The 24,069-nt window shown below is 33.7% G+C and carries 31 protein-coding genes; 9 read left to right on the forward strand and 22 right to left on the reverse strand.

Annotated elements, in window-relative coordinates:
* Positions 1-227: 227 nt before the first annotated feature.
* Both ACIQLB_RS17015 and ACIQLB_RS17020 read right to left on the reverse strand, forming a co-directional pair.
* Positions 228-1,019 carry a class I SAM-dependent methyltransferase gene (locus tag ACIQLB_RS17015; protein WP_400728216.1) on the reverse strand — a complete coding sequence of 264 codons (792 nt, stop codon included), beginning with the start codon at positions 1,017-1,019 and terminating at the stop codon, positions 228-230.
* Positions 1,007-1,438, reverse strand: a complete 432-nt coding sequence (locus tag ACIQLB_RS17020; RefSeq protein WP_400728218.1) for a BrxA/BrxB family bacilliredoxin — start codon at positions 1,436-1,438, stop codon at positions 1,007-1,009. The genes ACIQLB_RS17015 and ACIQLB_RS17020 overlap by 13 nt, the downstream gene beginning before the upstream one ends.
* A 438-nt stretch (positions 1,439-1,876) precedes the next feature.
* Between ACIQLB_RS17020 and ACIQLB_RS17025 the strand changes: the two genes are divergently transcribed.
* Positions 1,877-2,194 (forward strand): hypothetical protein, encoded by a 318-nt coding sequence (locus ACIQLB_RS17025; protein ID WP_400728220.1) that lies wholly within the window; start codon positions 1,877-1,879, stop codon positions 2,192-2,194.
* Between the two features lie 3 nt (positions 2,195-2,197).
* Here the strand turns inward: ACIQLB_RS17025 and ACIQLB_RS17030 are convergent, their stop codons facing one another.
* The 4 genes from ACIQLB_RS17030 to ACIQLB_RS17045 all read right to left on the reverse strand — a co-directional run bounded on the left by ACIQLB_RS17030 (position 2,198) and on the right by ACIQLB_RS17045 (position 3,500).
* Complete coding sequence (locus ACIQLB_RS17030) at positions 2,198-2,554, reverse strand: hypothetical protein (RefSeq protein WP_400728223.1); 357 nt, start codon at positions 2,552-2,554, stop codon at positions 2,198-2,200.
* Positions 2,555-2,842: 288 nt separating this feature from the next.
* On the reverse strand, positions 2,843-2,971 hold the full coding sequence (locus tag ACIQLB_RS17035; RefSeq protein WP_400728225.1) for a hypothetical protein: 129 nt from the start codon (positions 2,969-2,971) through the stop codon (positions 2,843-2,845).
* Positions 2,950-3,171 carry a hypothetical protein gene (locus ACIQLB_RS17040; RefSeq protein WP_400728228.1) on the reverse strand — a complete coding sequence of 74 codons (222 nt, stop codon included), beginning with the start codon at positions 3,169-3,171 and terminating at the stop codon, positions 2,950-2,952. The genes ACIQLB_RS17035 and ACIQLB_RS17040 overlap by 22 nt, the downstream gene beginning before the upstream one ends.
* The gene (locus ACIQLB_RS17045; RefSeq protein WP_400728231.1) at positions 3,165-3,500 is read right to left on the reverse strand and encodes an ERF family protein; all 336 of its coding nucleotides are present in this window, start codon (positions 3,498-3,500) and stop codon (positions 3,165-3,167) included. Before ACIQLB_RS17045 ends, ACIQLB_RS17040 begins: the two co-directional genes overlap by 7 nt.
* A 506-nt stretch (positions 3,501-4,006) precedes the next feature.
* Here ACIQLB_RS17045 and ACIQLB_RS17050 point away from each other — a divergent pair.
* Complete coding sequence (locus ACIQLB_RS17050) at positions 4,007-5,017, forward strand: hypothetical protein (RefSeq protein ID WP_400728234.1); 1,011 nt, start codon at positions 4,007-4,009, stop codon at positions 5,015-5,017.
* A gap of 228 nt (positions 5,018-5,245) precedes the next feature.
* Here ACIQLB_RS17050 and ACIQLB_RS17055 read toward each other — a convergent pair whose 3' ends face one another.
* The 3 genes from ACIQLB_RS17055 to ACIQLB_RS17065 all read right to left on the reverse strand — a co-directional run bounded on the left by ACIQLB_RS17055 (position 5,246) and on the right by ACIQLB_RS17065 (position 6,487).
* Positions 5,246-5,458, reverse strand: a complete 213-nt coding sequence (locus ACIQLB_RS17055; protein WP_400728236.1) for a hypothetical protein — start codon at positions 5,456-5,458, stop codon at positions 5,246-5,248.
* Positions 5,459-5,642: 184 nt separating this feature from the next.
* Positions 5,643-6,056, reverse strand: a complete 414-nt coding sequence (locus ACIQLB_RS17060; protein WP_400728239.1) for a YhfM domain-containing protein — start codon at positions 6,054-6,056, stop codon at positions 5,643-5,645.
* Between the two features lie 125 nt (positions 6,057-6,181).
* Positions 6,182-6,487 (reverse strand): inner-membrane translocator, encoded by a 306-nt coding sequence (locus ACIQLB_RS17065; protein ID WP_400728242.1) that lies wholly within the window; start codon positions 6,485-6,487, stop codon positions 6,182-6,184.
* A 476-nt stretch (positions 6,488-6,963) separates the two neighbouring features.
* Here ACIQLB_RS17065 and ACIQLB_RS17070 point away from each other — a divergent pair, with 476 nt between their 5' ends.
* Complete coding sequence (locus ACIQLB_RS17070; protein ID WP_370043414.1) at positions 6,964-7,173, forward strand: excalibur calcium-binding domain-containing protein; 210 nt, start codon at positions 6,964-6,966, stop codon at positions 7,171-7,173.
* A gap of 959 nt (positions 7,174-8,132) precedes the next feature.
* On the opposite strand, the gene ACIQLB_RS17075 is transcribed toward ACIQLB_RS17070, so the two are convergent.
* A complete protein-coding gene (locus ACIQLB_RS17075) occupies positions 8,133-8,810 on the reverse strand; it encodes a class I SAM-dependent methyltransferase (RefSeq protein ID WP_400728245.1) in 678 nt (225 codons plus the stop codon).
* Positions 8,811-9,030: 220 nt separating this feature from the next.
* On the opposite strand from ACIQLB_RS17075, the gene ACIQLB_RS17080 reads away from it, so the two are divergent.
* On the forward strand, positions 9,031-9,369 hold the full coding sequence (locus ACIQLB_RS17080; RefSeq protein WP_400728248.1) for a hypothetical protein: 339 nt from the start codon (positions 9,031-9,033) through the stop codon (positions 9,367-9,369).
* A 32-nt stretch (positions 9,370-9,401) separates the two neighbouring features.
* On the opposite strand, the gene ACIQLB_RS17085 is transcribed toward ACIQLB_RS17080, so the two are convergent.
* The 4 genes from ACIQLB_RS17085 to ACIQLB_RS17100 form a co-directional block, all read right to left on the reverse strand.
* Positions 9,402-9,791: a VOC family protein gene (locus tag ACIQLB_RS17085; protein WP_400728251.1), complete on the reverse strand. Its 390-nt coding sequence runs from the start codon at positions 9,789-9,791 to the stop codon at positions 9,402-9,404.
* Positions 9,792-9,815: 24 nt separating this feature from the next.
* Entirely contained in the window at positions 9,816-10,541 is a 726-nt protein-coding gene (locus tag ACIQLB_RS17090; RefSeq protein ID WP_400728254.1) for a DUF2278 family protein, read from the reverse strand.
* 98 nt (positions 10,542-10,639) lie between these two features.
* Positions 10,640-11,788 carry a retropepsin-like aspartic protease gene (locus ACIQLB_RS17095; protein ID WP_400728257.1) on the reverse strand — a complete coding sequence of 383 codons (1,149 nt, stop codon included), beginning with the start codon at positions 11,786-11,788 and terminating at the stop codon, positions 10,640-10,642.
* A 199-nt stretch (positions 11,789-11,987) separates the two neighbouring features.
* Positions 11,988-12,173 carry a hypothetical protein gene (locus ACIQLB_RS17100; RefSeq protein WP_400728259.1) on the reverse strand — a complete coding sequence of 62 codons (186 nt, stop codon included), beginning with the start codon at positions 12,171-12,173 and terminating at the stop codon, positions 11,988-11,990.
* A gap of 670 nt (positions 12,174-12,843) precedes the next feature.
* On the opposite strand from ACIQLB_RS17100, the gene ACIQLB_RS17105 reads away from it, so the two are divergent.
* A complete protein-coding gene (locus ACIQLB_RS17105; RefSeq protein WP_400728262.1) occupies positions 12,844-13,290 on the forward strand; it encodes a GNAT family N-acetyltransferase in 447 nt (148 codons plus the stop codon).
* 213 nt (positions 13,291-13,503) lie between these two features.
* Here the strand turns inward: ACIQLB_RS17105 and ACIQLB_RS17110 are convergent, their stop codons facing one another.
* The 4 genes from ACIQLB_RS17110 to ACIQLB_RS17125 all read right to left on the reverse strand — a co-directional run bounded on the left by ACIQLB_RS17110 (position 13,504) and on the right by ACIQLB_RS17125 (position 16,718).
* Positions 13,504-14,280 carry an alpha/beta fold hydrolase gene (locus ACIQLB_RS17110; RefSeq protein ID WP_400728265.1) on the reverse strand — a complete coding sequence of 259 codons (777 nt, stop codon included), beginning with the start codon at positions 14,278-14,280 and terminating at the stop codon, positions 13,504-13,506.
* A gap of 258 nt (positions 14,281-14,538) precedes the next feature.
* The gene (locus ACIQLB_RS17115) at positions 14,539-15,018 is read right to left on the reverse strand and encodes a hypothetical protein (RefSeq protein ID WP_400728268.1); all 480 of its coding nucleotides are present in this window, start codon (positions 15,016-15,018) and stop codon (positions 14,539-14,541) included.
* Positions 15,019-15,450: 432 nt separating this feature from the next.
* The gene (locus ACIQLB_RS17120; RefSeq protein ID WP_400728270.1) at positions 15,451-15,693 is read right to left on the reverse strand and encodes a hypothetical protein; all 243 of its coding nucleotides are present in this window, start codon (positions 15,691-15,693) and stop codon (positions 15,451-15,453) included.
* A gap of 263 nt (positions 15,694-15,956) precedes the next feature.
* Complete coding sequence (locus ACIQLB_RS17125) at positions 15,957-16,718, reverse strand: alpha/beta fold hydrolase (protein WP_400728273.1); 762 nt, start codon at positions 16,716-16,718, stop codon at positions 15,957-15,959.
* A 191-nt stretch (positions 16,719-16,909) separates the two neighbouring features.
* Here ACIQLB_RS17125 and ACIQLB_RS17130 point away from each other — a divergent pair, with 191 nt between their 5' ends.
* A complete protein-coding gene (locus ACIQLB_RS17130) occupies positions 16,910-18,121 on the forward strand; it encodes a helix-turn-helix domain-containing protein (protein ID WP_400728276.1) in 1,212 nt (403 codons plus the stop codon).
* 371 nt (positions 18,122-18,492) lie between these two features.
* Here ACIQLB_RS17130 and ACIQLB_RS17135 read toward each other — a convergent pair whose 3' ends face one another.
* The 3 genes from ACIQLB_RS17135 to ACIQLB_RS17145 form a co-directional block, all read right to left on the reverse strand.
* Positions 18,493-19,140, reverse strand: a complete 648-nt coding sequence (locus ACIQLB_RS17135) for a pentapeptide repeat-containing protein (RefSeq protein ID WP_400728279.1) — start codon at positions 19,138-19,140, stop codon at positions 18,493-18,495.
* A gap of 142 nt (positions 19,141-19,282) precedes the next feature.
* Complete coding sequence (locus ACIQLB_RS17140) at positions 19,283-19,465, reverse strand: hypothetical protein (RefSeq protein ID WP_400728282.1); 183 nt, start codon at positions 19,463-19,465, stop codon at positions 19,283-19,285.
* 104 nt (positions 19,466-19,569) lie between these two features.
* A complete protein-coding gene (locus ACIQLB_RS17145) occupies positions 19,570-20,160 on the reverse strand; it encodes a TetR/AcrR family transcriptional regulator (RefSeq protein ID WP_400728285.1) in 591 nt (196 codons plus the stop codon).
* A gap of 121 nt (positions 20,161-20,281) precedes the next feature.
* Between ACIQLB_RS17145 and ACIQLB_RS17150 the strand changes: the two genes are divergently transcribed.
* The 3 genes from ACIQLB_RS17150 to ACIQLB_RS17160 all read left to right on the forward strand — a co-directional run bounded on the left by ACIQLB_RS17150 (position 20,282) and on the right by ACIQLB_RS17160 (position 23,398).
* Positions 20,282-21,487, forward strand: coding sequence for a serine hydrolase domain-containing protein (locus ACIQLB_RS17150; protein ID WP_400728287.1), 1,206 nt, complete (start codon positions 20,282-20,284; stop codon positions 21,485-21,487).
* Between the two features lie 81 nt (positions 21,488-21,568).
* On the forward strand, positions 21,569-21,973 hold the full coding sequence (locus ACIQLB_RS17155; protein ID WP_400728290.1) for a VOC family protein: 405 nt from the start codon (positions 21,569-21,571) through the stop codon (positions 21,971-21,973).
* Between the two features lie 267 nt (positions 21,974-22,240).
* Positions 22,241-23,398: a Ger(x)C family spore germination protein gene (locus ACIQLB_RS17160; protein WP_400728293.1), complete on the forward strand. Its 1,158-nt coding sequence runs from the start codon at positions 22,241-22,243 to the stop codon at positions 23,396-23,398.
* 292 nt (positions 23,399-23,690) lie between these two features.
* Here the strand turns inward: ACIQLB_RS17160 and ACIQLB_RS17165 are convergent, their stop codons facing one another.
* Complete coding sequence (locus tag ACIQLB_RS17165) at positions 23,691-23,984, reverse strand: hypothetical protein (protein WP_400728296.1); 294 nt, start codon at positions 23,982-23,984, stop codon at positions 23,691-23,693.
* Between the last annotated feature and the right edge of the window lie 85 nt (positions 23,985-24,069).

Consider the following 24,069-nt stretch of genomic DNA (forward strand, 5'->3'; position numbering starts at 1 on the left):
CATGCGCCAGTGTGAATAAGTATCTACAAAAACAAAAGCAGAATTCCAGATTACGTAAATATGCCACCTAAAATAGCACGATTTATATTATACTACAGAGTTTTTAAAAAGTAAACATTTCATTTTATGTTACCCTGGTGTTCCATATTAACATATTTAGAATTCTAGATAAAAAATAGAGGCCAGTTCAAAATGAACGAGCCTCTTGAAAACACTCAATATTTATTTCAGTCAACATTCAGAACACCATAATGAAACTTCGCAGTTGTTCTTTCTAATTGTTGAAAATGATATTTGGCAAACCATTCTGAGCGAAAATGAGCCTTTAACACTACCCGTTTTCTCGCCACTCGCTTCGCCTCACTGACCCATTCATTCGTTAATGTCACATGTTCCCCAGCTAAGCGTAATGCTTCAAAATTATTGGCCTCTTCAATTATCTCTTCAAACATCGGATCCATATAGACGACATCAAAAGTGTTATCTGGCAAAGTTTTCAAATAGCTAATTGCTTCAGCCTGCACCACTTCAATTTGGCGCATACATGCAGTTAACGGCAGCTCAGTAGTATCGTAGGATTGCATCCCCTGCTCAACAATAAATGCCACATTAGGATTCGCTTCTAGCCCAACGACACGGCCCGCTTCACTAACTGTAAATGCCGCCAGCATAGCATCCGCTGCAAGTCCCAATGTACAATCAAGCACCGAATCTCCTTTTTCAAGCTGTGCCGCTTCTAAAAACGGCTCCGCTTCGCCACGAGCTACACGCTTTAAGCGAAACGCGGCTGAATTCGGATGAAAGAAAAACGGCTCATTTGCACCAAAAGCATAGTATTCAAAACGATTTTTCCCAGCAACGATCACATGCGCATACAATGCCTGAGAGATCTTCCGAACAGAACGCTTTTTTCTTGGTTCAAACGAAGCATCTAATTGTTCACACGCAAAAGCAGCGAGCGCCAACGATAAATCGTCTGGTCTGCCCGCTGTCGTAACAATAGTTTTTACTTCTCGCATATTTGCTCTAAAACACCTGTTAAATGTGTAACGATTTGCTCCACGGGGAATCCTTCAATTTGTTCACGTGGAATAAAGTATGCCAATTCTCCATCCTTTAAAATCGCCATCGATGGTGAACTTGGTGGCACATCCTCAAAAAAGCTACGCATCGCAGCAGTCGCTTCAGGATCCTGACCCGCAAAAACCGTCACAAGATGATCAGGCTTAACCGCCTCCACTGCCTCACGAGCAGCCGGACGCGCCAACCCAGCCGCACAACCACAAACCGAGTTAATCACAACCAACGAAGTCCCTTTCGTCTCCGCCATAAACTCCTTCACCGCATCAGCCGTCGTAAGCTCCGTAAATCCAGCCTCCACTAACTCCTCACGCATTGGCTTCACTACCTGCTTCATATATTCATCGTAAGCGTTCATGCTTTTACCCTCTTTCATATGTATTCGCAAAGGTTATTATAGCAAGGTTTTTCACGAATGTACAAAGACTTGCCTTTTGCCCGATTTCATGCGCTTTCGGGGGAAATGTGACTTTTTTGTGATTTTGGTGACTTTTTTGTGTAACGGAGGTTCGTTTAATTGATGCTCGTTACACACCCCAAAAATGGATTTTTATCCGTACTAACAATTTAGCAGTTAATAATTTATTAGGTATTAATTACAGTTTTCTGTTTTTAAGGTCAAGTCACAAAAAACTCACTTACTTTATCCCACAGGTTGTAATAGTCGTTATGTATAACTTTATAGATTTTTTAGCGACGTTTATATTTCGGCATGTATTAAATTCATTTTGTACTCAACAAAAAATTCTATTAAAATGTAATTTGTACATAAATTCACAATAAGGAGTTAAGTAACATGGAAGCACTAATTAGGAATAAGAAATCTTATAAAATTAAGTTTGTTCCATTTGAAGACAAATGCGGGCTAAATGAAGACGGAACCTATGATAATATTTACAGAGGTCACATTATTGAAATTCATTTCAATGAAGAAATATTTTATGGAAGAATATATGTAGAATCACAAGATGAAATATCTTTTCATTCTAACCCTTACCCTGTTTTTGGAGAAGATTTAGAAACGGTAAAGAAATATTTTAGAGAAAAACACGGGATAAGAGAATTCCGATATTTTGACCCAGACAGAGATGAAGATTGTTATGTGAAATTTTAATCATTAATTAGAAAATGACCAAGACAGCGGCTGTACTAAACCGCAAAGTAGAGAATCATCTTCTTTTTCTTGAGGAACTTCATGAACAATTGTTTCCCAACTTGCAATGCGTTGCCCTTCGCGTACAGGTTGACGTGTAATGTATCCATGCTCTTGCAGTTCCTTAAATACAGACCTAAAAGCTCGCTCGCCATCTGTTGAGTGTGTCACTAACTCCTTCATGTGGAATACCCAATCATCTGGCATTGAAAGCATGTATGCCATTATGCCTTTAGCTTTCCAAGATAGCCGATTGTCGTTCAATGCCGTTCGATTCATCACTATATAGTTGCTGTTCTTATCCACTCGGATGATGCCCATTTGCCCTCGCCTCTCCTTATGTCTCAATATTCAAATTCTTAACCACAGACTTATTCATAAATCCACATTGTGAAGCATCAACGCCGCAATATTTTTCATCTGCATTACCAAAAGCTATTTGGAAAAGTGGTTACTCAGGTTAGGAAATAAGAAATAATTTCCCGGGTAAGCGCAAGAAATGACAAGTTTAGTCTTACATTCCAGCACTAAGCGACTAATTTCATCGTTATCCTTCACCTATTGGAATATCCATGCAGGTAGAAGGACTATATTTGGAATGTTATTCATCTATACAACCTGTGGTTGCATCTTTTGTTGTGCTTGCTGTTGAGCTGTCGCAACCTGCATCATGCCGATACCTTCTCGAATAGCAGCATCTGTTTTTTCGCTATTTGCTAGCCACTGAATATAAGACATATCTTCACGCCATATTTGCCCCAGTGTTTACCCTGATGCTTTCCAAACGATAAGGTAATAGCCCCTGCCTCTTGTGCATTTGTTGGCATCGGAATGTTATTGCGGTTTGATTGTTGAGAAGAACTACCTTGTTGGCGATTAGAATAATCGTATGTGTTACCACTTGCATCGTCATCCTTCTCTGTTGCAATCCCTAACATCGCTGATAGACTGTTAGACTGTAACGCTTCATGTAAGTGATTTGCCCTCCGAAATCTTGCATCCCTGTAGCTGCTGGGAATTTTAGAGGTAATGACTTAACCCATTCACCTGAACTATGCAAAAACATAGTCTTAACACATGCTAATGGTCCACGTTCTGTTGATTCTGTATAACTGTTTTGTATAATAGAGATTTCATTTTCCATAAAAACCTTACGAGCAGCTTCGAAAATTCCGTTCAAATCTGTGTAGTCAAATGAATAACTACCACCTGATTTCAAAGAAACTTTTACTGTAGCGTTATGTTTAGGTGTCTCTAATTCCCCCAAGACTTTGCTAAAGCAGTAGCTATATTTGTGTTTTTTTGAGAAAAGATCATTATTCGTCCACCTCAACTTTGAATGTTGTAGTTCGAGGTTTTACTATTACCCCTGGCACAGCTTGTCCGTTTTCATCTATCACAATTTGTCCATCACCTTGTTGAACTACTTTTAATGTTTTTTTGAGTCCGCCCCATTGCAATTTTCGAGAAATATTTACTTCTACATAAGGTAATTGGTTAGCGACTAAATGCCCCGATTGTTTAGCTGTGTTTGATCCAGATCAATTGAAAGAAAAAATTGAAATATATTTTTCTTTCAATTGACTTTTTCGCGATTTTGGTGATTTTTTTGTGTAACGAAGGTTCGTTTGGTTGATGCTCGTTACACACCTAAAAAATGGATTTTAATCCGTACTAACAATTTAGCAGATACTAATTACAGTTAACTGTTTTTCACATGTACTTTCCCCTCCAAATTTCCTATAATGGAAATATAAAGGGAGGATTTTCTAAATGAAGAAAAAATTATTTTTTAGTGCAGCATTGGTTTTAAGTTTAGGATTGGCTGGGTGTGAAACAGATTCATCAAAGGAAGATAAACCAAAAGAGAATGGTGCTAAAAATGAAGAACATCAAAAAGTTCTAGCTAAAACAATTGATGATGTAATTAAATATTTTAAAGATGATGGTCTAGAACTAGGAGAAGATTCAGACTTACCAAATGATGAATTTGGAAATATCCGAAAAGAAGGTAAAAGAATTTTAATCCCTTCTCTTGGTGATGATTCAGGTGGTCGAATATTTTTATTCGATAATGAAGAAAATCTAAAAAAAGCAAAGAGTTATTATGATGAATTAGGAAATTCAAGTCCTATGTTTTATTCTCACACTCATCAAAGTGGAAAGTTTTTATTACAAATGAATGGTGATATGGAAGATAATGAATTTGCTAAGTATGCGGCATCACTAGAAAAAGCTGTAACAGGTTCTACTGACATTAAAATAAAAGAAGAAAGTAAAGCCAATAAAGCAGATAATTTAACAGAAGCGAATGTTGGTGATGTAGTGAAAAATGATTTTGCAGGTACATATACAATCTCTGATTTATATGATGCACCAACTGAAAAGTATAAAAGTGCTGATGTTGAATTTTCAATTGATGGAATGAAAACAGCTAAACTGGTTGCGCGTGATCCAAAAATGATTGAAACAGATGCCGAAACAAATGTTCTTATTTTGTCGATGACAGGAGAAAATTTATCTGACGATACTTTAAGTTTCCATCCAAATACAGCTAAAATGACTACTGATACAAAACGTCAAATCAATTCTATTGTTGAAATTTCTCATTTTGAGTCCGAATTTATTGGCAAAGTAATACAAAAAGGTGAAGTTATTTTTGATTTAGGAAAAGAAGGTTTAGAAGGTGTCAAAGAATTAAAATTTGTTTTTGATAGTGCTTCAAAAGATAACAGATTTATTGGCGAAAAAGTAACAGTAGTTGTACCAGTAAATAAAAAATAGTCACTCAAATTGTACTGCACCCCAAAAGTTAGACCAAAAATCTAACTTTTGGGGTGTATTTATTTTGCCAATAAAAAAAACAGGCTCAAAATCAATTTAATTCATGGGATTTAATTTTGTTGATCTAAAAGTAATACCTCTACTTATGTTTTCATTGCTTGATTGTCTCTATTTTAGGAAATGGTAAATAAACTTTAAATCTTTCTCTCAATGGCTATTTCGATACTATTATTTATTATCTCGTAAATACAAAACTACAAATCCTAATCCTAAAACAAACATAATAATAGAAATAGTAATTGGTATTTTTCCTATTTCGAGTAAATTATCACTAAATAATCTAGGAAATGCGATTGTATATAAACCTGTTGCAATTAATGTAGCAGAATATACTATAGTCGCGATTATAAAAAATGTTAAAGCGATAATTATTTTATTCATATACTTTCACCTTCTAAATTATATAGATATTTTTAAATCACTAAAATTATCCATTATCCATTGATATCAAGGAAGAATTTTATTTAATCTTTATTAGTCAAACTATACTGCATCTTGATCCGGTACTGTCCATGACTGCACTGTATTATTTTCACTCCATGTTGCTGAAATAGAAAATGGATAATTACTTTATTATTTCTTCTCCTGTTAAAATTTTATATAGAGTTGCTGAATCTTGCTTTGTTAATTTCACATATCTATCGCTATCCGTAACAATTTCTAAATTTTCACCATTTGGGCTAACCCAAAGTAAATAAGAGGCTATTTTGTTTTCGCTACTGTTCTTAAATGGAAATTGAAGTTGGTAATCAGCATAGCGTGCCATTTCTACTTTTTCATTTTCCCAATTAGCATTTTTGACTATATCTATCGCTTTTTCCACCTGTTTTTTTTGATCGACTTCTCTGAATTCTTCAAAAATATTTTCTTCGCCAGTTCGTTTCTGCACAATTATTTTTTGCCCAACCATTTCATTCAAACAACCCGAAGTAACTAACAAGATAGCTAATAGAGAAAAAAATAGTATTATTTTTTTCACCCTGTTTCCCCCTCGTATTATTACTTTCTTCTAACACTAAACTGCTCAGTCAGCATAAAAGGAAAAGTATTATTGTTGTTCAGTAAAGTCACCCGTTACTTGAATAGCGAAATATCACTTCACTTTCACTTTTTTACGAAATTTAAAATCCACCTTATAATTCCAATCACTAGAATGAGAACCCCATTAGCTAATGTTATAAGTCCTAAAAATGCTCCACCATAGCCTGCACCTTCTCCTGTTCCTCCAGAACCCCAATCATAAAAATGAAGAAATAAAACACCACTTGAAAAGCCGATCACTGGAGCAAGTACCATCATAATGATGCCTGATACCATAAGATTTAATTTACCTTTTCTAAACAATGTAAAGAAAACAACATTAAGTGATATTAAGAATAAGACATATAGTGTCAAAATTAAATTTTCCATAATATCCACCCCTATTTCATTTTACCATCAATGACCATAATCCTGGTTGAACTATTCTGATTCGTTTGTTGAATAACAACAATTTTTTGGAAAACACCCTTAATGATAAAGGCGAAAAGTAATATATGCTGTAATGTAATAAAAGAGCCACACTACCTCCGTTGTACAATACAAATCACAAACTTTTATTCTGATACATTTGTTCCTTAAAAATTGCTTTTAAAAGGAACATTATTCCTTCATGCAACCATCATTGTAAATATAAAACAATAATGGATATTGTTTTATTACAAACATAATAGTAATATTTACTCAAGGTCATTAAACCTATTGTTTTACATCAATTAACAATAATAAAGAAAAATCCACTTAAATTACTATTGTTAGATAAAACAATAAAAACAATTCTAGGAGGAACATTTATGAAAAAATTAGCTACTTCAATTATCGCAGGTGCATTATTATTCGGTGGAACAATGAGCATCCCGACACCAATAGAGGCAGCAGCGAAAACATACAAAAATTGCGCAGAGTTAAATAAGGACTACAAAGGTGGCGTTGCTAAGGATGCCAATGTGAAAAATAAAGGTGGAAAAACAAAATACAAACCTTTTGTATCCGCTGAACTATATAAAGCAAATGCTTCGAAAGATCGTGACAAAGATGGTATTGCTTGCGAGAGATAAAGTTTGTAATACCGTTAAGGTGAATAATATGACTATATTTAAGTTCACGATTAACTTACCTTGGCTGAAGCTGAGGTGGACCTTAATTATATTGATACACGCTAAATTCACTGCCCTACTCGATGATTAATCCTCAAAACGTTAATAGGTTTGTTGATATACCAACGGGGGATAAGGGGATTCAATTTGGAAGAACTTCCATATGTAATAATAATTTCGATTGTATTGATTGGTAGTTGGATTGATTACAGAAAGAAGATTAAGAAGGCTGAAAACTCAGAAGAGATAAGAAAGGCATTTGTTCCCTTTCTTTTAATAGTGTTTCTATTTCTTGTTAAATATTCGATTTACGAAATAGCAAACATAAAAACAGAGTTGATTCTACACATTTTGTAGATTAACTCTATTTTTACGTTTTAACAGCAACAATCTTTTAGAAAACAGCCAAAACAAAAAAGATATTATGAAGAAGTTAAAGATGACTCAACCGACACATTAAAAATAAAGTTATCCATCATTCAACAAGAAATCAGTAATAGAGAAGCGTTTGAAAAAATGATTGAGGAATATGATGAAGTTGCTGGAAGTCGTTCTCCAGTAGGTCTTCATTATTATGAGATTGAAGGCTAAAAACACAGAGAGTTCTGTGCTTTTAATGTTAAAAGCTGTTTTCTTTATTCCGCAATCTGGTCGTTAGCTGAATAAATTGGTTATATAATTTTCGTTGAAAAATAAGATTAAGTCTCCCATTGCCCCAATACAAAAAAATATAAAATAATAACTTGCAATTGTCACCTTTTTGTTAAATAGTTCCTTGAGGGTTTGAATAAACAACTCGTCAAACTTAAACCAACTTAATATCCAACCAGTTAAAAGAAAACTTATAATCATCATTTCCTTTTTCTGCCCCCTGTTATATGAACCTTTTAGTAAATACATCTTTTCTGTTTATTGATTTCTTAAGTCTTTTGCACAACAACAGCTTTTGAAAACGGAAATGTATAATAAAATTGCTTTATTTCAACGCGATTGGAAACTGAATTCAATATTTGAATGTATTCAGCAGTTTTACTGAAATCAGAAATGACTAATCGACCATTTGGGCTTAAAACACGCCACATTTCAAGAATCGCCTTCCTTCTTCCTTCTACACTTTTAATGTTATGGACTACGAAGTTTGAGACAACAACATCGAAACTTCCGTCCGAAAATGGAAGTTCCCGAGCGTCAGCATCCACGATGTCGATTTCTACCACACTTTCAGCAACCATATTAGCTTGTAGTTTAGCTTTTCCATTCCCTCCCAAATCCCATTTTGACCAAATATCAGTGGCTGTCACCTTACAACCCCTTTGAGATGCGGAAATAGCTAAAAGTCCACGACCTGTTCCCACATCAAGAAGTTCATCACCTGATTTAGCTTGTGCAAGGCTCAAAATCACCTCTCTGTGTGCGATTTTGATTGTTGTTGAATATGTAAACATCCATAGGCCCGTCACAAGACAAATCAAACCATAGCCCAATACAAACCCATTGACTGAACCAAACACACCCAAAAACGTAAATACCAGCCCGATAATAATTAAAAAGGCAACCCAAAATGGAGCGTCAACCCCATATCGCATGGTAATTTTCATTTATCTTGACCTCCTTTCCTACCCTGCATACGAAAAGCACTACATAGCTGCGGCTTTTTTTGTGCTAAAAATATAATTTTGTTATAATAATTTCATAAAAAAGGAATGATACTATGAATCAATTAATCCAGTATATCAGCCACATGCCAAGCTTGTAGGGAGTGCCGTACTATCCCTTGACCTCTCTGCAAGCTTGGGTTTCTCAAGGGAGCTGATATTTATGAAAAATCGTTCAAAAGCCTATATTCGCCATCAGAGAGAGCGAATTATTCGAAAGAAATGGACTATTTTAAAAGATGTTTGGTTAGAAAAAAGTGAATACATGCCTGTACGCGGCAGATTGAGCAAAGGAAAAATTCATTGCTCTTGTAGAATGTGTCGATACGAGCAGTATCACTCGATTCCAAAAGCTAAACATAAAGCAAAATTAAAAGCGATGAAACAGGAAATAGACGATTATGTCTATTTCCTGTTTTCTATGTCGCATATTCTTACAAACTTCAACGATATGAAAAATATGCCATTAAATACTTTGTTATTTCTATATTTCTCGCATTGATCCTAATACGATGTTATATCCTTCTGGATCTTCTATACAGGTATTTTTAAACACTCCCAGTTACCATGTGTACCTGTAAAAGGCTTCACCTCAATTTCCCCACCATTTTCACGGACTTCTTCAACTAAAGTGTCCAAATCATCCCAGCTAACGTGAATAAATGTGTCCCATCCGAATTCAGGACCCTCCCAATCGGTAGGATAATCTGAACGCTTTTTTGATGTTGCATTTGGTCGCACATCCTCGGGAGAGTTCGACTGTTGGAGAATAAAAGTCATCTCATCTCGCTCTGCGTGTCCCCAGCCATCAATTTTACATCCAAGAACATCGCGATAGTATTCCTGTGATTTTTTTAAATCTGAAACTAAACGCACTTGAATCGTTTTACCTAATTTCCCCTTCTTTTGTTGTTTTACTTCCAACTTTACTCACCCCTATTAAAGAAATTATAATTGTTGGAACAATCCCCCTGCTGATTTGTTATTTGTATGGTTACATACACTAACTGGCTTAGTTGCATGTCCATCGTCATCTGTACACCAAGACTGCGATTGGAATGCAAGGAATATACCAACCCATCTATTCTCTTCCTCAAAATGAATGAGTACACCACCATCTTGCCATATCCCGTCGTCTGTTCTAAAATCCCTACTATTTCCTTGATTCATATGAATATCATGAATGCCTCTGCCTGGAGAAAACCCGAAATATTTATCTCTTTCATTTTCAGTTTTAAATTTTTCTCCGTAAGCATAAACTGTAGCTTTTTTTGTCCTAGCCTCTTGCATATATTTATTAACTTTTTCATTCAAGTCATTGTCTGGTCCATTTTTTGTTGCAGGGAGAGGAATCATTTTTGAGGGATCAAATAAGCCGCCACGAATATAATCTAATGCAATTTCGCGATTTTCATTAGTAACTTCTGTAAATCCTTCTTCGTAATTTGGAATAATTGTTATTTGATTCGAGTAAAAATCTTCACTAACAAAATATAGGACTTCTGAAGGCTTCACCTTAGAGGCAACATTAATTGCAATCCTATAATTCTCCTCACTTTTATCCTTCTTTGTTGCTCGAATATGCACTTCGTAATGAGGCGTCTTGTCATATGAATCCACAGGTCTCACGTCAACAACTTTACCTTTTAGCACTCCGTATTTGAATAAGGGCATGAACTATTACCTCCAATTAAGTTATGATAATAAAACTTTATACAAAGATTAAATACACATAAGAGGTCGTTATAAATGCTTGACTCTTGGAAGCATCATTAGTTAAACACAAGCTCAAACTTTCTATTCGTATAATCAATCACCAAACGCCCATCCTTAGCAATATCACTACCAAAAACACCATCTAACTTAAAAAAAGTAGCAAGATCTGTCAACATCTCTCTCACGTTGTGTAAGATGATCGATTGATTCTCATTTAGATAAATAAATAAACTTTCTATGCTGTCTAATTCTCTTTCTTTTACATCACCGATGCCTCCAGAAAGTATCATTCTTTTCGCTATTTTAAGATCATCGATTTTCGATAGAAGAGGTTGTCCAAAATGGGTCTTATTTGCACCTGTGTCTAAACCGAAATACAAGGGAACTTGATTCTGACCTTTTACTTTCAAAATCGGATACCCACAGAAGAAAAGATTGTTCTCTATACCATCTTTTCGTTGCGGTTTCTGAATTATGACCTGTTTTCGTCCATAGTCGATTTCCAAAAAAATATGTTGTATGATATCCCATCCAATGATACCGTCTACCTGCATTATTTCTTCCGTTTTAGGATTTTGAATCATTAATAAATCATTCGCTAACACCAATGTGGGCTGATTAAGAATCGTCAGACTCTGTATGACAATTGAATCGATGATGGCCAAATTGGTACTGAAATTTTGGTTTGTTGAATTTCCAACCTCAAATTTTTCATCTTTCACAATGTTAATATTACAGTCACTTACTAATGCATTTGAGATGACCGTCATCCCTGCTCCAGTATCTAACCAAAAGCTTTTCTTATTTCCATTAATCATTACATCAATCGTTGGAGAGCCAGAGATGCTTAGTTTCATTGGAATACATATTTGATCATTTAAGAAGGAGAATGTTGTTTGTTCAGACTTGCTACAAGCTCTCGCAATTAAACGATTGCTTCGATCAATGTTTTGATCATCAAGAAGGCCGAGCATCTCTAATTGTTTCCATTCGGATTTAGTAAAATAAAGCTCAAATAAAACCTTGGCACAGCCACTTCGCAATGAAAGATCATGAGAATCACAATACAGATCCTTTAAAATTTCTGCAGCCAAACATTCTTTTCCTTCTGTAATTAACTTTAAAGCAGAGACAAACTCTTTTTGTTCATCATTCATTTCCAATGTTGCAAAATCAAACTTCTCCATTTTGTCTATAACATTCAATTTATCCCCTCCTACAAATAATTTACTTTTCTTTATTACTTCTTTGTACTTCCAACAAATTCCTTCTACTTCAACAAAACTTCATCGTTAGTTGAATTATCAAATCTTTTTGAAAAACAAAAAAAGCAGCCTTTCGACTACTTCCCCATCTAATTCAAAATTTTGTTTCTAACTCTAAATATCGTTGTACTGGAAAACTTCATAGCTTACCAATTACTAGTATGCTATTCCTATTAAATAGCCTGTGAAGCACCTCAATAAATAGAGGATTACTTGTAAACCACTCGTCTTGGAAGTTTTGCTTCATAGCCGTTTTAGCCTCAATGTAGCTGTTATCATCCACTTTCACTTTCTGCTGCCTTGCTTCCTCAATAGACTCAATCATCCTATTATGCTTATACAAACAAACTTTATAAGTAGGTCTTAAACCATTTCTGAGCTGTAGTGTGTGACGACGCTACAGCATTTTATTTTTATATCTATTTCTCAGGCTATGAACTATACAAACAAAGCTATCACGACATATTAATAGTAATGTAAAGCTAATTTAGCCTTACACCTCCGAATTTTGTTACTAAGGGTCACTCCTATCCCAAGTGACCCTTTTTATAGTTTTTTTACCTAAAAGTCCACAGCATAGTTGCCTATAAGTCTTGTATCTTTTTATAGATAAATTATAGTTTTAATTAGAAGTGCAAAAGCTCAAGATTGTCATCTATTAAGCAATTTAGCCTATAAGTCAAAAGCTAAAAGCCACTTCATAGTGGTTTTTTATTTGAAATACACTAGTTGACCTGTCATATACTCACCTCGTTACATTTTTTACTGCACAAAATCTTCAAGTTTTCTTTTCGCTCACCTACACAATTACTAATTCAAGCTCTTTTCCAATACAGCATAGTTGCCCATAAATCAATCTTGCATCTTCTCTTTTGTAGATTAAAATAGCATCTGCTTTACTTTCAATATTTCTAACTTAACATTTTGATAATAAATGAGTAAAATAGGATTTAAGTTCATGTTTTCATAAAAAATGATTTATCGGAAGGATTATAGTGTTAATTAGAAGTCCAAAAGTTCAAGATTGTCATCTATTGAGCAATTTAGCCTATAAGTCAAAAGCCTACTGGGGATATTCGGAAGATTTTCTACAACAATGTAAAGATGATCTAACTGTAACAAAAGAGTACATAGAAGAAAATCCAGTTTACGTAATGGAGAGTGACAACAAGATAGTAGCATTTTATAGCTTTACTATTAATGAACGGAAATTAGATGCCTTATTCATAGACCCTGATTATATCGGTAAAGGATTTGGGAGAATGATATGGGACCATTTATTAAATAAAGCAAAGGAGTTAGGAATAAGCGAATTTACTCTTGATAGTGAACCTAACGCAGAAGGCTTTTATTTAAAAATGGGAGCAAAGACCATTGGCTCTACTCCATCTACTGTGTTTCCTGACCGTCATCTTCCACTAATGAAAGTTAAAGTGTTGTAAAGACCCAGACAGCACTTGTTCTAGTCGATATAATATATATTGTGCAGTAGCATGTCCAAGATAAACAGAGACTAACTCAACTAATTTATCGAGCGTCAGGGTCCTTGGATAATAAGATAACTAATCAAAGGTATCTATTTTTTGCTTGTACTTCTATCTTTTATTTCCCTTTTTTGATTGCTTTGTTTCATCCAAAGATCCTAAAGAAGAAGATCACTCACCTTTATTTTTCAACTGAGTGTTTTTCTTTAACATTAGAATAATCTCCTCTATCACTATCTCTGGCTCATCATGATGTATATAATGTCCACTACGACTAGCAATCCGAAACTTGCTTAACGTTGATAGTTTTTTGAAATCCTCTTGGAGATTTTGTTCAATTTCCAGTATCTTTTGCGACGGCCATCCCTCTTCTCCACTATCAGGTAAACCTCTTGTAATAATTGTGAGAGGGAGGTCAGTTTGTCTTGAATTATCAACAATCTGCTTATAGCTCTGCATTTTATCAATATTTTCACTATTCAACGAAGGGTTTTCTAAATATTCTCTATTTCCTGCAACCAGATTTTCCGGTAAAACCTGTTTATAAGCAAGTTCTTTATATTCCGGTGCGGCGTCAACCAAAATCATACCGCAGATGTCGAGTGGATGGAGACTGGCATACAATCTTGCAATTAAACCACCAAAAGAATGCCCTACTAGTATATATGGCTTCTTTACGTCAAGTTCTTGTAACAAGTCAGAGAGCTCCTCGACCAAATCATGACAAGTCTGCGGGACAGCTGCGACTGAACTCCTACCAATACCCACCCTCGTGTAGGACAAGGTTGACGTTACATCCGATATTCGGTCTTGGACTTTTTTCCACGTCTCAAAGTTATCGCCTAATCCAGCTATAAAGATGACACTCGGAGCACTGTCACGTTGATATTTCGTATACAGACCGCGATTATCACCGATATTGATTATCTTTTTATTTTGTTTATTCACTTTTAATCACCTATTCAAATTATAAGTTTTATATTACTTATATTACCATAATTATACCCCATTACCAAATTACTCATATAACCCCTACTAAAGTACTTAGAAGACTTCCTTGTCACGTATGCAAAATAATCAAACTCCCATTTGCATCTAGAAAATCATACTCGATCTTTGTTAACTAAAAAAATTTAGAAGCGTATTCGAATCTCCCGAATACGCTTCTATTTTCTAAAGGCGAATAAATGAAAATCGTCCCATTTTTTAATTAACCTTCGCCAATCCTAACTTCCTTTTATGTAAATAATTCGAATAAAATAAAATGATTAATACTAGACCTACGATAAATGACACATTCCCTATTTTCAGAAAAACGATCTTTGTATAATTGTCTAACGGCGTCAATTGGAAAATAAAATATAGCGTCAAAGGTATTCCAACTAAAGAAACCAATAAAATATTTTTATTTTTCCAATAACCAAATAGAGTTTTTATGAAATAGGTGAAAAAGATCCAAAGACTAAAAACGATTAATGCATGCGATATTCTATCAGCTAATTGTCCCTTCAGTACAGTTAAAAAAAGAATAGAAAATACGATTAACGAAATAAATGGAGCAATCATAATTAACATTTCCATTCTTTTAATTGGTAAATGTAATTTTGAATCAGCCACCAATGAAAATGATGCTCTTTGTAAATATAAAAATAAACAAGCAATCATGATCAATCCTAAATATAACAATATAATACCTTCCTTCAGCCCTTTATCCTAATAAAGGAAAATTGTTTTTGTTAAAAATATAGAATATTATACTAAAATATAGAATGTTATACTATATTTATTGCAACAATACACTATTTTCTTATTAGAATATTGGGTTTTGTTTCATTTTAAGCAATTGTCCAACAAAATGAGCGAATTCTAAATTCATTATTTTCTAATGCAAGTTATCACGAAATTACACCACGCCAATTTTTATGTAATCAAAATACACCTGTAACTAGTACAGTTGACCACCTCGATAGCTTGGTACAACGCATAAAAAAAGTCCTTCACTGTTATGCGAAAGAATCAATCTTTATAGGTCACTTAGTTATTTTTATCAATATAATCTATTCTGGACTTGCATTATTTCACTAATAAAAAGGCAGGGAAAGACTCCCTTCCTTTTTATTAGTGAACAGCCTTTTTATAGATTAACTTGGTACTACCAAATGCAATGACTATTGCAATTAAAGATATAGCAAGTGGCGGAATAAAGCTTGTATTTCCAAATACCACTTGTGATGATAAAGTCGAAGCCTCTTCCCATTGTATACTAGGCGTATAAAACATCGTTAATAGCATACCTGATAGCACTTGCAAAACTACAAACGCAAACGTAAAAACACCTGCAAATAATAAGTATTTTTTCAAGTTAATACCTCCCCTCTTATATATTACTACGACTTAAGTTTAAATAAGTTTCACAATATTCTATTTATCGCCAAGGACGGTCTGTTTAGAAATTATTCTGAAACACCTCTGTATCCTTACCTTATTCATATGTACTTATTCATGATGTGGTACTTTACTAGTTCCATATAATTTTATTCAGGGCCACTAGACTGTAAGTGACCCTTTTTATTTAACCCCCAAATACAAACGTGCAATTAGCTCCGCTTCATATACTGATCTTTTCAGTGCTTTTTGTCATTCTCTACTATACTTAAAATATCTCTTAATACATCAATTACAACGCCTGGTTTATCAATATGTATCGCATGCCCAGCATCTTCAACAATAATATGCTGCTTATTTGTTGACAGATTTGCAAGCTCTTTCTGAAATTTCATCCAAGCAACCATTGATTCCTTTGTATGAAAAGGCTGTAGACCGCCTGTAACGACACTCAATGGAATATTTCCAAATGATTTAGAAGTACGAACTTGTTCTAAACTTTCTTCAACCTCATTAAGAGATCCTTCTATAGTAAATTGATTATAATACGCTTCCTGAACTTCTTTTGTAAATAAAGGAGGCAATATTTTAATTTGATCCTCATGAGATGAATCTAAGAGGACTACTCCTGCAACTTCCTCTGGATATTTACTTGCAAATAATCTTACATTTAATCCTCCTATTGAGTGACCCACTAACACATACGGAGGCTTTACACCTGCTTTTTTAAGTAATATACGTAAGTTATCGACACTTTGTCTACTATGTCGAGGTCTGTCATCCATTTCACTTTTTCCGATTCCTGCTCTGTCATAAATAAACATTCTTGAGTACTTTGATACTTCATTTCTAATCGAATTCCAGTTTTCTAAAGGAACTCCATACCCTGATTCGAAAACAAGTGTTGGACCATCGTGATGTTCACCTAACAATTCATAATATAATTCGATACCACCTATATCAAGTTTTTGACCTGCTTCGTTTTCAATAAATTCACCCATTTTTAATCCCTCGTTTTCCATTTTTTTTAAAAGCAAAGCTCTCTCAATAAAAAAATTTTCCCTAATTTCATAAACTCCAATACAAGGAAGTTCAATTAAATTGAACTTTAGCGTAACATGTAATAATTGCCTTTTCAAGCTGAAGTTTAATATAATTGAACTTATAAACTGAATTTCAAGGATGTTGGAAAATGAATGAGTTAGGACAACGAATTAAAAAATTAAGAATAGAAAAAGGTATGACACTTGTAGAACTAACAGGGAATAAAATGTCCAAAGGAATGTTAAGTATGATTGAAAATGGGCGCGCGAACCCTTCAATGGACAGTTTAAAATTTATAGCGCGCCAGTTGGGCTGTGATCCTCAATATTTGTTAGGGAGCCCTACACCTGATGAGCTAAAAAACTTGTTTAATAAATTAGAGAAAGAATATGAAAAAAATAATGAAGAACAGATAATTAGTTTGACTCAAAACATTATTGACCAACAGTTTCCCATTTCATTGGAATCTGCTAGGATATTAGAGATTTCCGGAAGAACAGTTATGAAGTCAGATGAAAAAAATGGAGAAATGTTAATAGATCGGGCTATATCAATCTATGATCGATTATCTCTTTATAGCCACTGTTTGGCTGTCAATTTATATGTAGTAGAATACCATGCAAAAAAGGGCGAGTATCTTAATGCCCTGAAGATGTTAAGAAGTGTAAGAAAAGAGTATGATGAAAAAGCAAAAGTTATTGATATGCTAGTTGAATTAGAGGCGAATTACATTGAAATGGTCTTACTTTTTGGGATAGGTGAATATAAATCAGGGAAGGAAAAGCTTAATCAATTAATTGTAATGTCTAAGAAGAGAATGGTCTATTATAAGATGGATAATATTTTCCGGATTGCAGCATTCCAAGCCCTTCTTCATAATAATGAAAATGATTATGCTTATTTTATAAAAAAGTCAGAACAATTTGCTGTATTCAGTGAAAATGATAAGTCCTTAGCTTTTACACTTTTGCTTCAAGCTCATTATTATAATCAAATACCAAAAGATTATGAACAAGCTCTTTTTTACTTAGATAAATTTGCTACGGTATTAAAGGGGAATATCGGAAGTGATTTTTATTATCTTGAAAAAGGTAAGGCTTTGTTAGGAAAAGGACAACTCAATGAAGCCTTAGAAGCATTTGAAAAGTTCAAGATGCCGGGCTCAACTACTTACCCGCTTGAATTATGTATTCTTTATACGGCTTTTTCATATAGGGCAATTTGTCTTATGCAACTTGGAAAAATAGAGGAAGCGCTTATTTATGCGAAAAAGGCAGCTAGCAAAATAGATTCATTACCCAAAACGCATTATCATGATTTTATTAAAAATACTATAGATTTAGTAAATACATCTTTGTAAAATACAAGAATGGTAAAACACTTCTTCTTTTTAAATACTACAGACTAAACATTCTAGTTTTAAAATAGAAGAGACCAGGTTAATCCACAACATGCAAAAACCTGGTCTCTAGTGGTAAACTTACGTATTTTAAAATATAATCAATAATCACAAATAATATTATACAATACTGCCTATTGAAATAGTTAGATCAAGAGTTCTTTAATAGTATTAATATCAAAATTAACTAAACTAAATAATAGTGCAAAAATGAATGCACAAATTAAATGTTTAAAATACATAAATACAACATTTTTATTTTTACTTTTTTTTCCAATTACAACTGAAACTACTACAGCTACAAGCATTGCAGGAGCAGTAGCCAGTCAATATTATCGTTTAACCTTTAAACCTAGTAATTCAGCAAAGCCAATTGCTTGTTCAGTGGAAATGATACAACCGCTTAAATTTTTTATTGATACATTCAATCGTTCAAAAGTGCATGTACTGATATCCACATTATTTAGAGGCGTATCGCTAAAATCAACTTCATCAATATTACAGCGTTCAAACTTCACTTTCTTAAATTGGCAGTCATAATAGCTTGTACCACGTAATGAAGACTGATCAAAACAAATCTGTTTTAATCTTGCTACTCCAAAGTTACAAAAATTCATCACACAACCTTCAAAAGAAACGTTCCCTAAATGGGCCTCTGAGAAATCAACACCTAACAGCTTACAGTTTCTAAATGTAACCCGATGTATAATCCCTTCGTTAAATTTTGAGTTAGATAAATCACAGTTTTCAAAGATTACATCAGTTATATCAATTTTATTGAAATTAGAGTTAATCTGAGATACTTTTTGAAACATTACTTTAGATAAAATTAAACGTTCAATACTATCATTCTCTCTACTTATATTCGTAATCAGTTGATTCGTTAGATAAGGTTCTTCATCGTAAAAAATGTCTTCAAAAGTTCCTTCAGCCAAATCATTTGGAATAAGCGGAAGTTCAATTTTAAATTTTGTAGTCATTCTATTTATCCTTTCTCCCTTTTTTTGCGCTACTTCATTAAATAGTTTACATTAAAACCCTATTATCTTTCATATGTATATGAATAAATTCAAATTACCACAATCAGAAGATTGTGGTAAGAAATTTTATACGTCTTCCTTATTATTTATTACGTTTTGAGGAAGTGTTTTCGTTGTGTTGTTTTTCATTATTTGCATTATTCTTTTGCTCTTTAGTTAGATCATTTTCTTCACGCACATCTAGATCGTCAGGGCTTAAATCTGCTCCAAATTCTACTTGGTCTTCTTCACTTTTATTGCGCTTTTCTTTTGTCAAAATTATCACCTCCGATATATAAATTATCCATTTTGGTGTAATTTATACTAATAAATATTACACTATTTCTTAGGTAATAAAGTTTGCTGATATTATTCGCGAATGACCTTTCCTTATCTCGTTAAATCATTTGATAAACATTCAATCATTTTTTTAACAGTCTTCCCGAATGCTTGCTCACCAATTTCTTCTCGATGTAAAGGTAGAAGCATCATTAGTCGAAAAAGGCCGATTAGAACTTCAGGATCTTCTTCAGCAACCCCTTTTCCCTGTAAAAATTTCACAAAATCTAGCGAACTCTCTAAATCTTCTTTAGCATGGTCTTCTATTAGTTCTTTCGGGAGTCTCTTAACTATTTTCTCGTACTCCCCTCTTTGATAAAGATTTTGTAAAAATGCATTTTCCTCTATTGCTTTAAAAGAAATATCAAAAAATCTAATTAAAAGTTCTTTTGGCGGTAAGGATTCACTCATCACCTCAGCAATGATTTTATTTTTTATTTCTTCTTCTCTTCGCAATACAGCATAAAATAATTCTTCTTTTGAAGGATAGTATGAATAAAAAGAACCTTTTGCAATCCCACATGCATTTACTATGTCATCAATACTTGTTTTAGAAAAACCATACTGAACAAATAACTCTTTACTCTCGTTGAGAAGTGTTTCATGTATCCGCTCCCTTTGTTCAGCTGAAATTCTTGCCATTATAACGCCACCTCTTTATTTGACTATTTATTGATTTTTAGTCATTTATCTGTTAAGTTAATTTTATTAAATTTGTTCTTTTTTGTAAAGAGATGGCTTATTCAGAAGGAGACAAGCAATTATGAGAATAACAAATAGTGTTCCAATTCATGGTTTTGTGGCACCCGGTTTTGAATTAGTGAAAGAAGAATTTATTAAGAATTTTACTAGTAGAGGAGAGGTCGGAGCTGCATTTTCTGTTTATATTAATGACGAACCCGTTGTTGATTTATGGGGCGGATATCGAGATCGGAAAACTCGTGCTGAATGGGAGAAAGACACCTTAGTACAAGTATTTTCTGCTACAAAAGGATTTGCTGCATTAGCTTTAAGTCTAGCGCATTCAAGAGGATATATTGATTATGATGAGACAGTTTGTACATATTGGCCAGAATTCGCTCAAAATGGCAAAGAAAAAATTACAGTTAGACAGCTCCTGGCACATCAAGCTGGTTTGTCTGCTCTAGATAGACTTAATATTAAAAATTTAGAGGACCTAGATACTTCACGCTTATCACAGTCCATTGCTGCAAGTAAACCTGATTGGGAGGTGGGAAAATTTCATGCGTATCATGCATGGACAATTGGAACATTAATAGCAGAGCTCATTAAAAGAACTGATCCAAAACACCGTACCCTAAAAGATTTTTTCAAAGAAGAAATTGCAGACCCGCTAAACGCTGAATTTTATATAGGATTACCTGAAGAAATTTTGGAAGATAGAATTACAACTATTGAAGGAATAAATCATCCTATTCAGTTACTTAAAGGAATGACTAAATTACCGCCAAAAATGTTACTTAACTTTTTAAATTCTAAGTCACTAGTAGCTCGAAGTTTAGTTGATCCTAAAAAATTTGTTGCAAATGATAATTTTAATCATCGTCCTATTCTATCTATTGAATTTCCTTCAGGTAACGGAGTTGGACAAGTAAGAGGGATGGCAAAAATTTATGGTGCATTTGCAAGCCGTGCAAAATTACTCGGATTAAGCTCTTTAACAATGAATGAATTAAGCATGTGCGCCACACCTCCAAAAGAAGGCTACTACGACCATGTGAATTGTATAGATATAGCGTATTCTTTAGGCTTTTGGAAACACTTCTCTAATATGCAATTTGGTCGAAGCGAAAGCTCTTTTGGACATCCTGGAGCTGGAGGTTCGTTCTGCTTTGCTGATCCAGACGAGGGATTAGGATATGCCTACGCTATGAATAAACATGGATTTGGCATGGCTAATGAACCAAGAGAACTTGCATTAAGGAATGCGCTGTATAGTTGTCTTTAAAGATAGTTAGATGTTATATCATTTCATTAGTGATGTAATTTATATTAAACTATGCATATAAAACAGAAGGAGAAATAATTTATGGCTGAAAAATATGTGCATCACATTTGCATACAAACGAATGCATATGCTGAGTCTTTAAATTTTTACACAGAAGTATTAGGATTTGAACTAGTACAGGAGTCACCTAATTTCCACGATAGACATTTTAATACTTGGCTAAAGCTCGGAGCCTTTTATATTGAACTCCAAACTAGGAAATATCATGAAGATCTTGATGCATGTAATTCAAATGCTCAAGGCATTGTTCACTTCTGTTTATGGGTTGATAATCTTAGTCAAGAAGTAGAACGATTAAAAGATATGAATGTTAATTTTATCCGTAAAAATGATGAAATTATTTATAAAGTTGAAAATGGTCAGCTTTGTAAATTAAAAGCACCTGAAGGCACCATTATAGAATTTCGCGATAATAAAGGAATTTAATGTGATTAGGGGACGGATTTTCTTCATCCCTCTTTGCTTCCCCTATATTTTGAATACCCGTTATTGTAGCTAAAATTAATAACTATTTTACAATAATACGCCAGGTCTCATTATAAAGATGAGTCCTGGTCTTTTGTTTTAAATGCCTAAATGTAGCTATCCTAAGATTTTCACTACTTATAATCCTCTCATTTTTTGTCCAAGCTATATACAAAACCTCTTTACTCCACAAAATTACACAGAATTTCTAAAAGTAGGGATCAAAAAATGAAGAAAAAAATTATGTTAATAGTAAGTTTAACAGCTGTACTATTGCTTTCTGGATGTTGGGATGTTACTGAACCACAAAGAATGTACTATATTGACGGAATTGGGATCGATTATAAAGATGGTCAATATGAAGTATATATGCAAATCATCAATTTTTCTACTGTTGCTAAATCCGAAGCGCCTCCTCCACAAGCTCCACCATCAGAAATTGGATTTGCTAAAGGAAAAACGATGGAAGAAGCCATTTTTAAATTATATCGCTCCATCGATCAAAAAATATTCTGGGGACATATGACTTTTCTTCTTTTCTCAGAGGATGCCTTGAAAAATGAGAATTCAATACCTGTTATTGACAGTTTTTTACGTCATCGGGAAACGAGATATCAAATATTGACTTATGTTACAAAGGACCCCCTCAAGGATGTTCTTTTAGTCACACCGATGTTAAATAAATCGTTAACAGCTTCAAAATTAAGCAATCCATTACGTACAGAGGAAATAGCAACATATGTAGAGCCCGTTGATTTACGAAACTTACTTATCGCCTTAGATGAGCCGAGTCATGAAGTGAATATTCCATTTGTTTCAATCAACAAAAATTGGGAGACGACCAATGAGCCCACAACGGAAACTGCATTAACAGGTTACGGGGTAGTTTCAAAGAATGGATTTAAAGGCTATTTAATTGATGGGGATGCAAAAGGTATCCAATGGATGTTTAGTAAAAAAACTCGAGGAGACGTAACCATTAAATTAGACAATAAAGAAAAAGAATACTTAACAGTCGATTTAGAAAAATTAAGTACGAAGATAAAACCAATTGTAAAAAACAATGAAGTAACATTTGAAGTTGATATAAAATTAAATGCAATCATCAATGGTTTCAAAGGAAAAGTAACTACCGATCAAATAAGAAAAGGTATTATTAAGGCAGTTAAAAAAGAGATAACAAAATCATATGACGAGGGCTTAAAAATAGATGTTGATGTTTTCCGCTTATCAGAACAGCTTTATCGAAAAAACGTAAAGGTATGGAAAAAGATACAAAAAGATGGCAAGGTACCACTAACAGAAAATTCACTTAGTAAAATAAATATAACCGTTAATAAAGTTAAGCCTGGTCGAAAAACATTTGCTGAAACAATTCAAGAATAGTTATTTCAATTATGCCTCCGGCGGATGTTTAGACACCATCTGAAAGAAGATAAAACACAATGAAATAAATTCTCATTAGAACTTTGATTTTTCGTTCTATGTGTTATAATGCTATTATGGCTAAGCCATTATAAGGGCAAGACCAATTCTGAGCTGTAACGTTGTCATACGCTACAGCTTTTTTGTTGTTCATTTTTGAAAATATCAAGGCATAAAAAATTGTAAAATGTAAGAAAAAATATGTATGAAAATTTTGAAGTCCGCTTACATATAAGTTTAAACATTATAACCTTTACGAATACTCATTCCTTTTTAATTCAAAGTTATATTTTTTATTGATCTTATCTGCAATTGTTTCTAAGAACACTTCAACAGTCATATCTTCGACTTCTCTCGTATACCATGCAAGTTTGGCACCATAATTTTTTTTATTATAATTTACTTGCAATGGCCAAAAATTATTGGTTGCGTAGGTATAATCAAATTTCACATATAGATCCTTCCCTTCAGGACATTCCATAATAACATTATACAAAGGATTTTTTCTTTCTTTTTCAAATTTAACTTTTCTAATTTTAGTTAACACAAATGACCCTCCCTTTACCTAAAGAATAGAATTGACTAGGTGTTATTAATTATGATTGCCTCCCACCCAACTGTGGAAGGCGCTT

The sequence above is a fragment of the Lysinibacillus sp. NPDC092081 genome, from assembly GCF_044755845.1.
Lineage (GTDB): Bacteria > Bacillota > Bacilli > Bacillales_A > Planococcaceae > Lysinibacillus.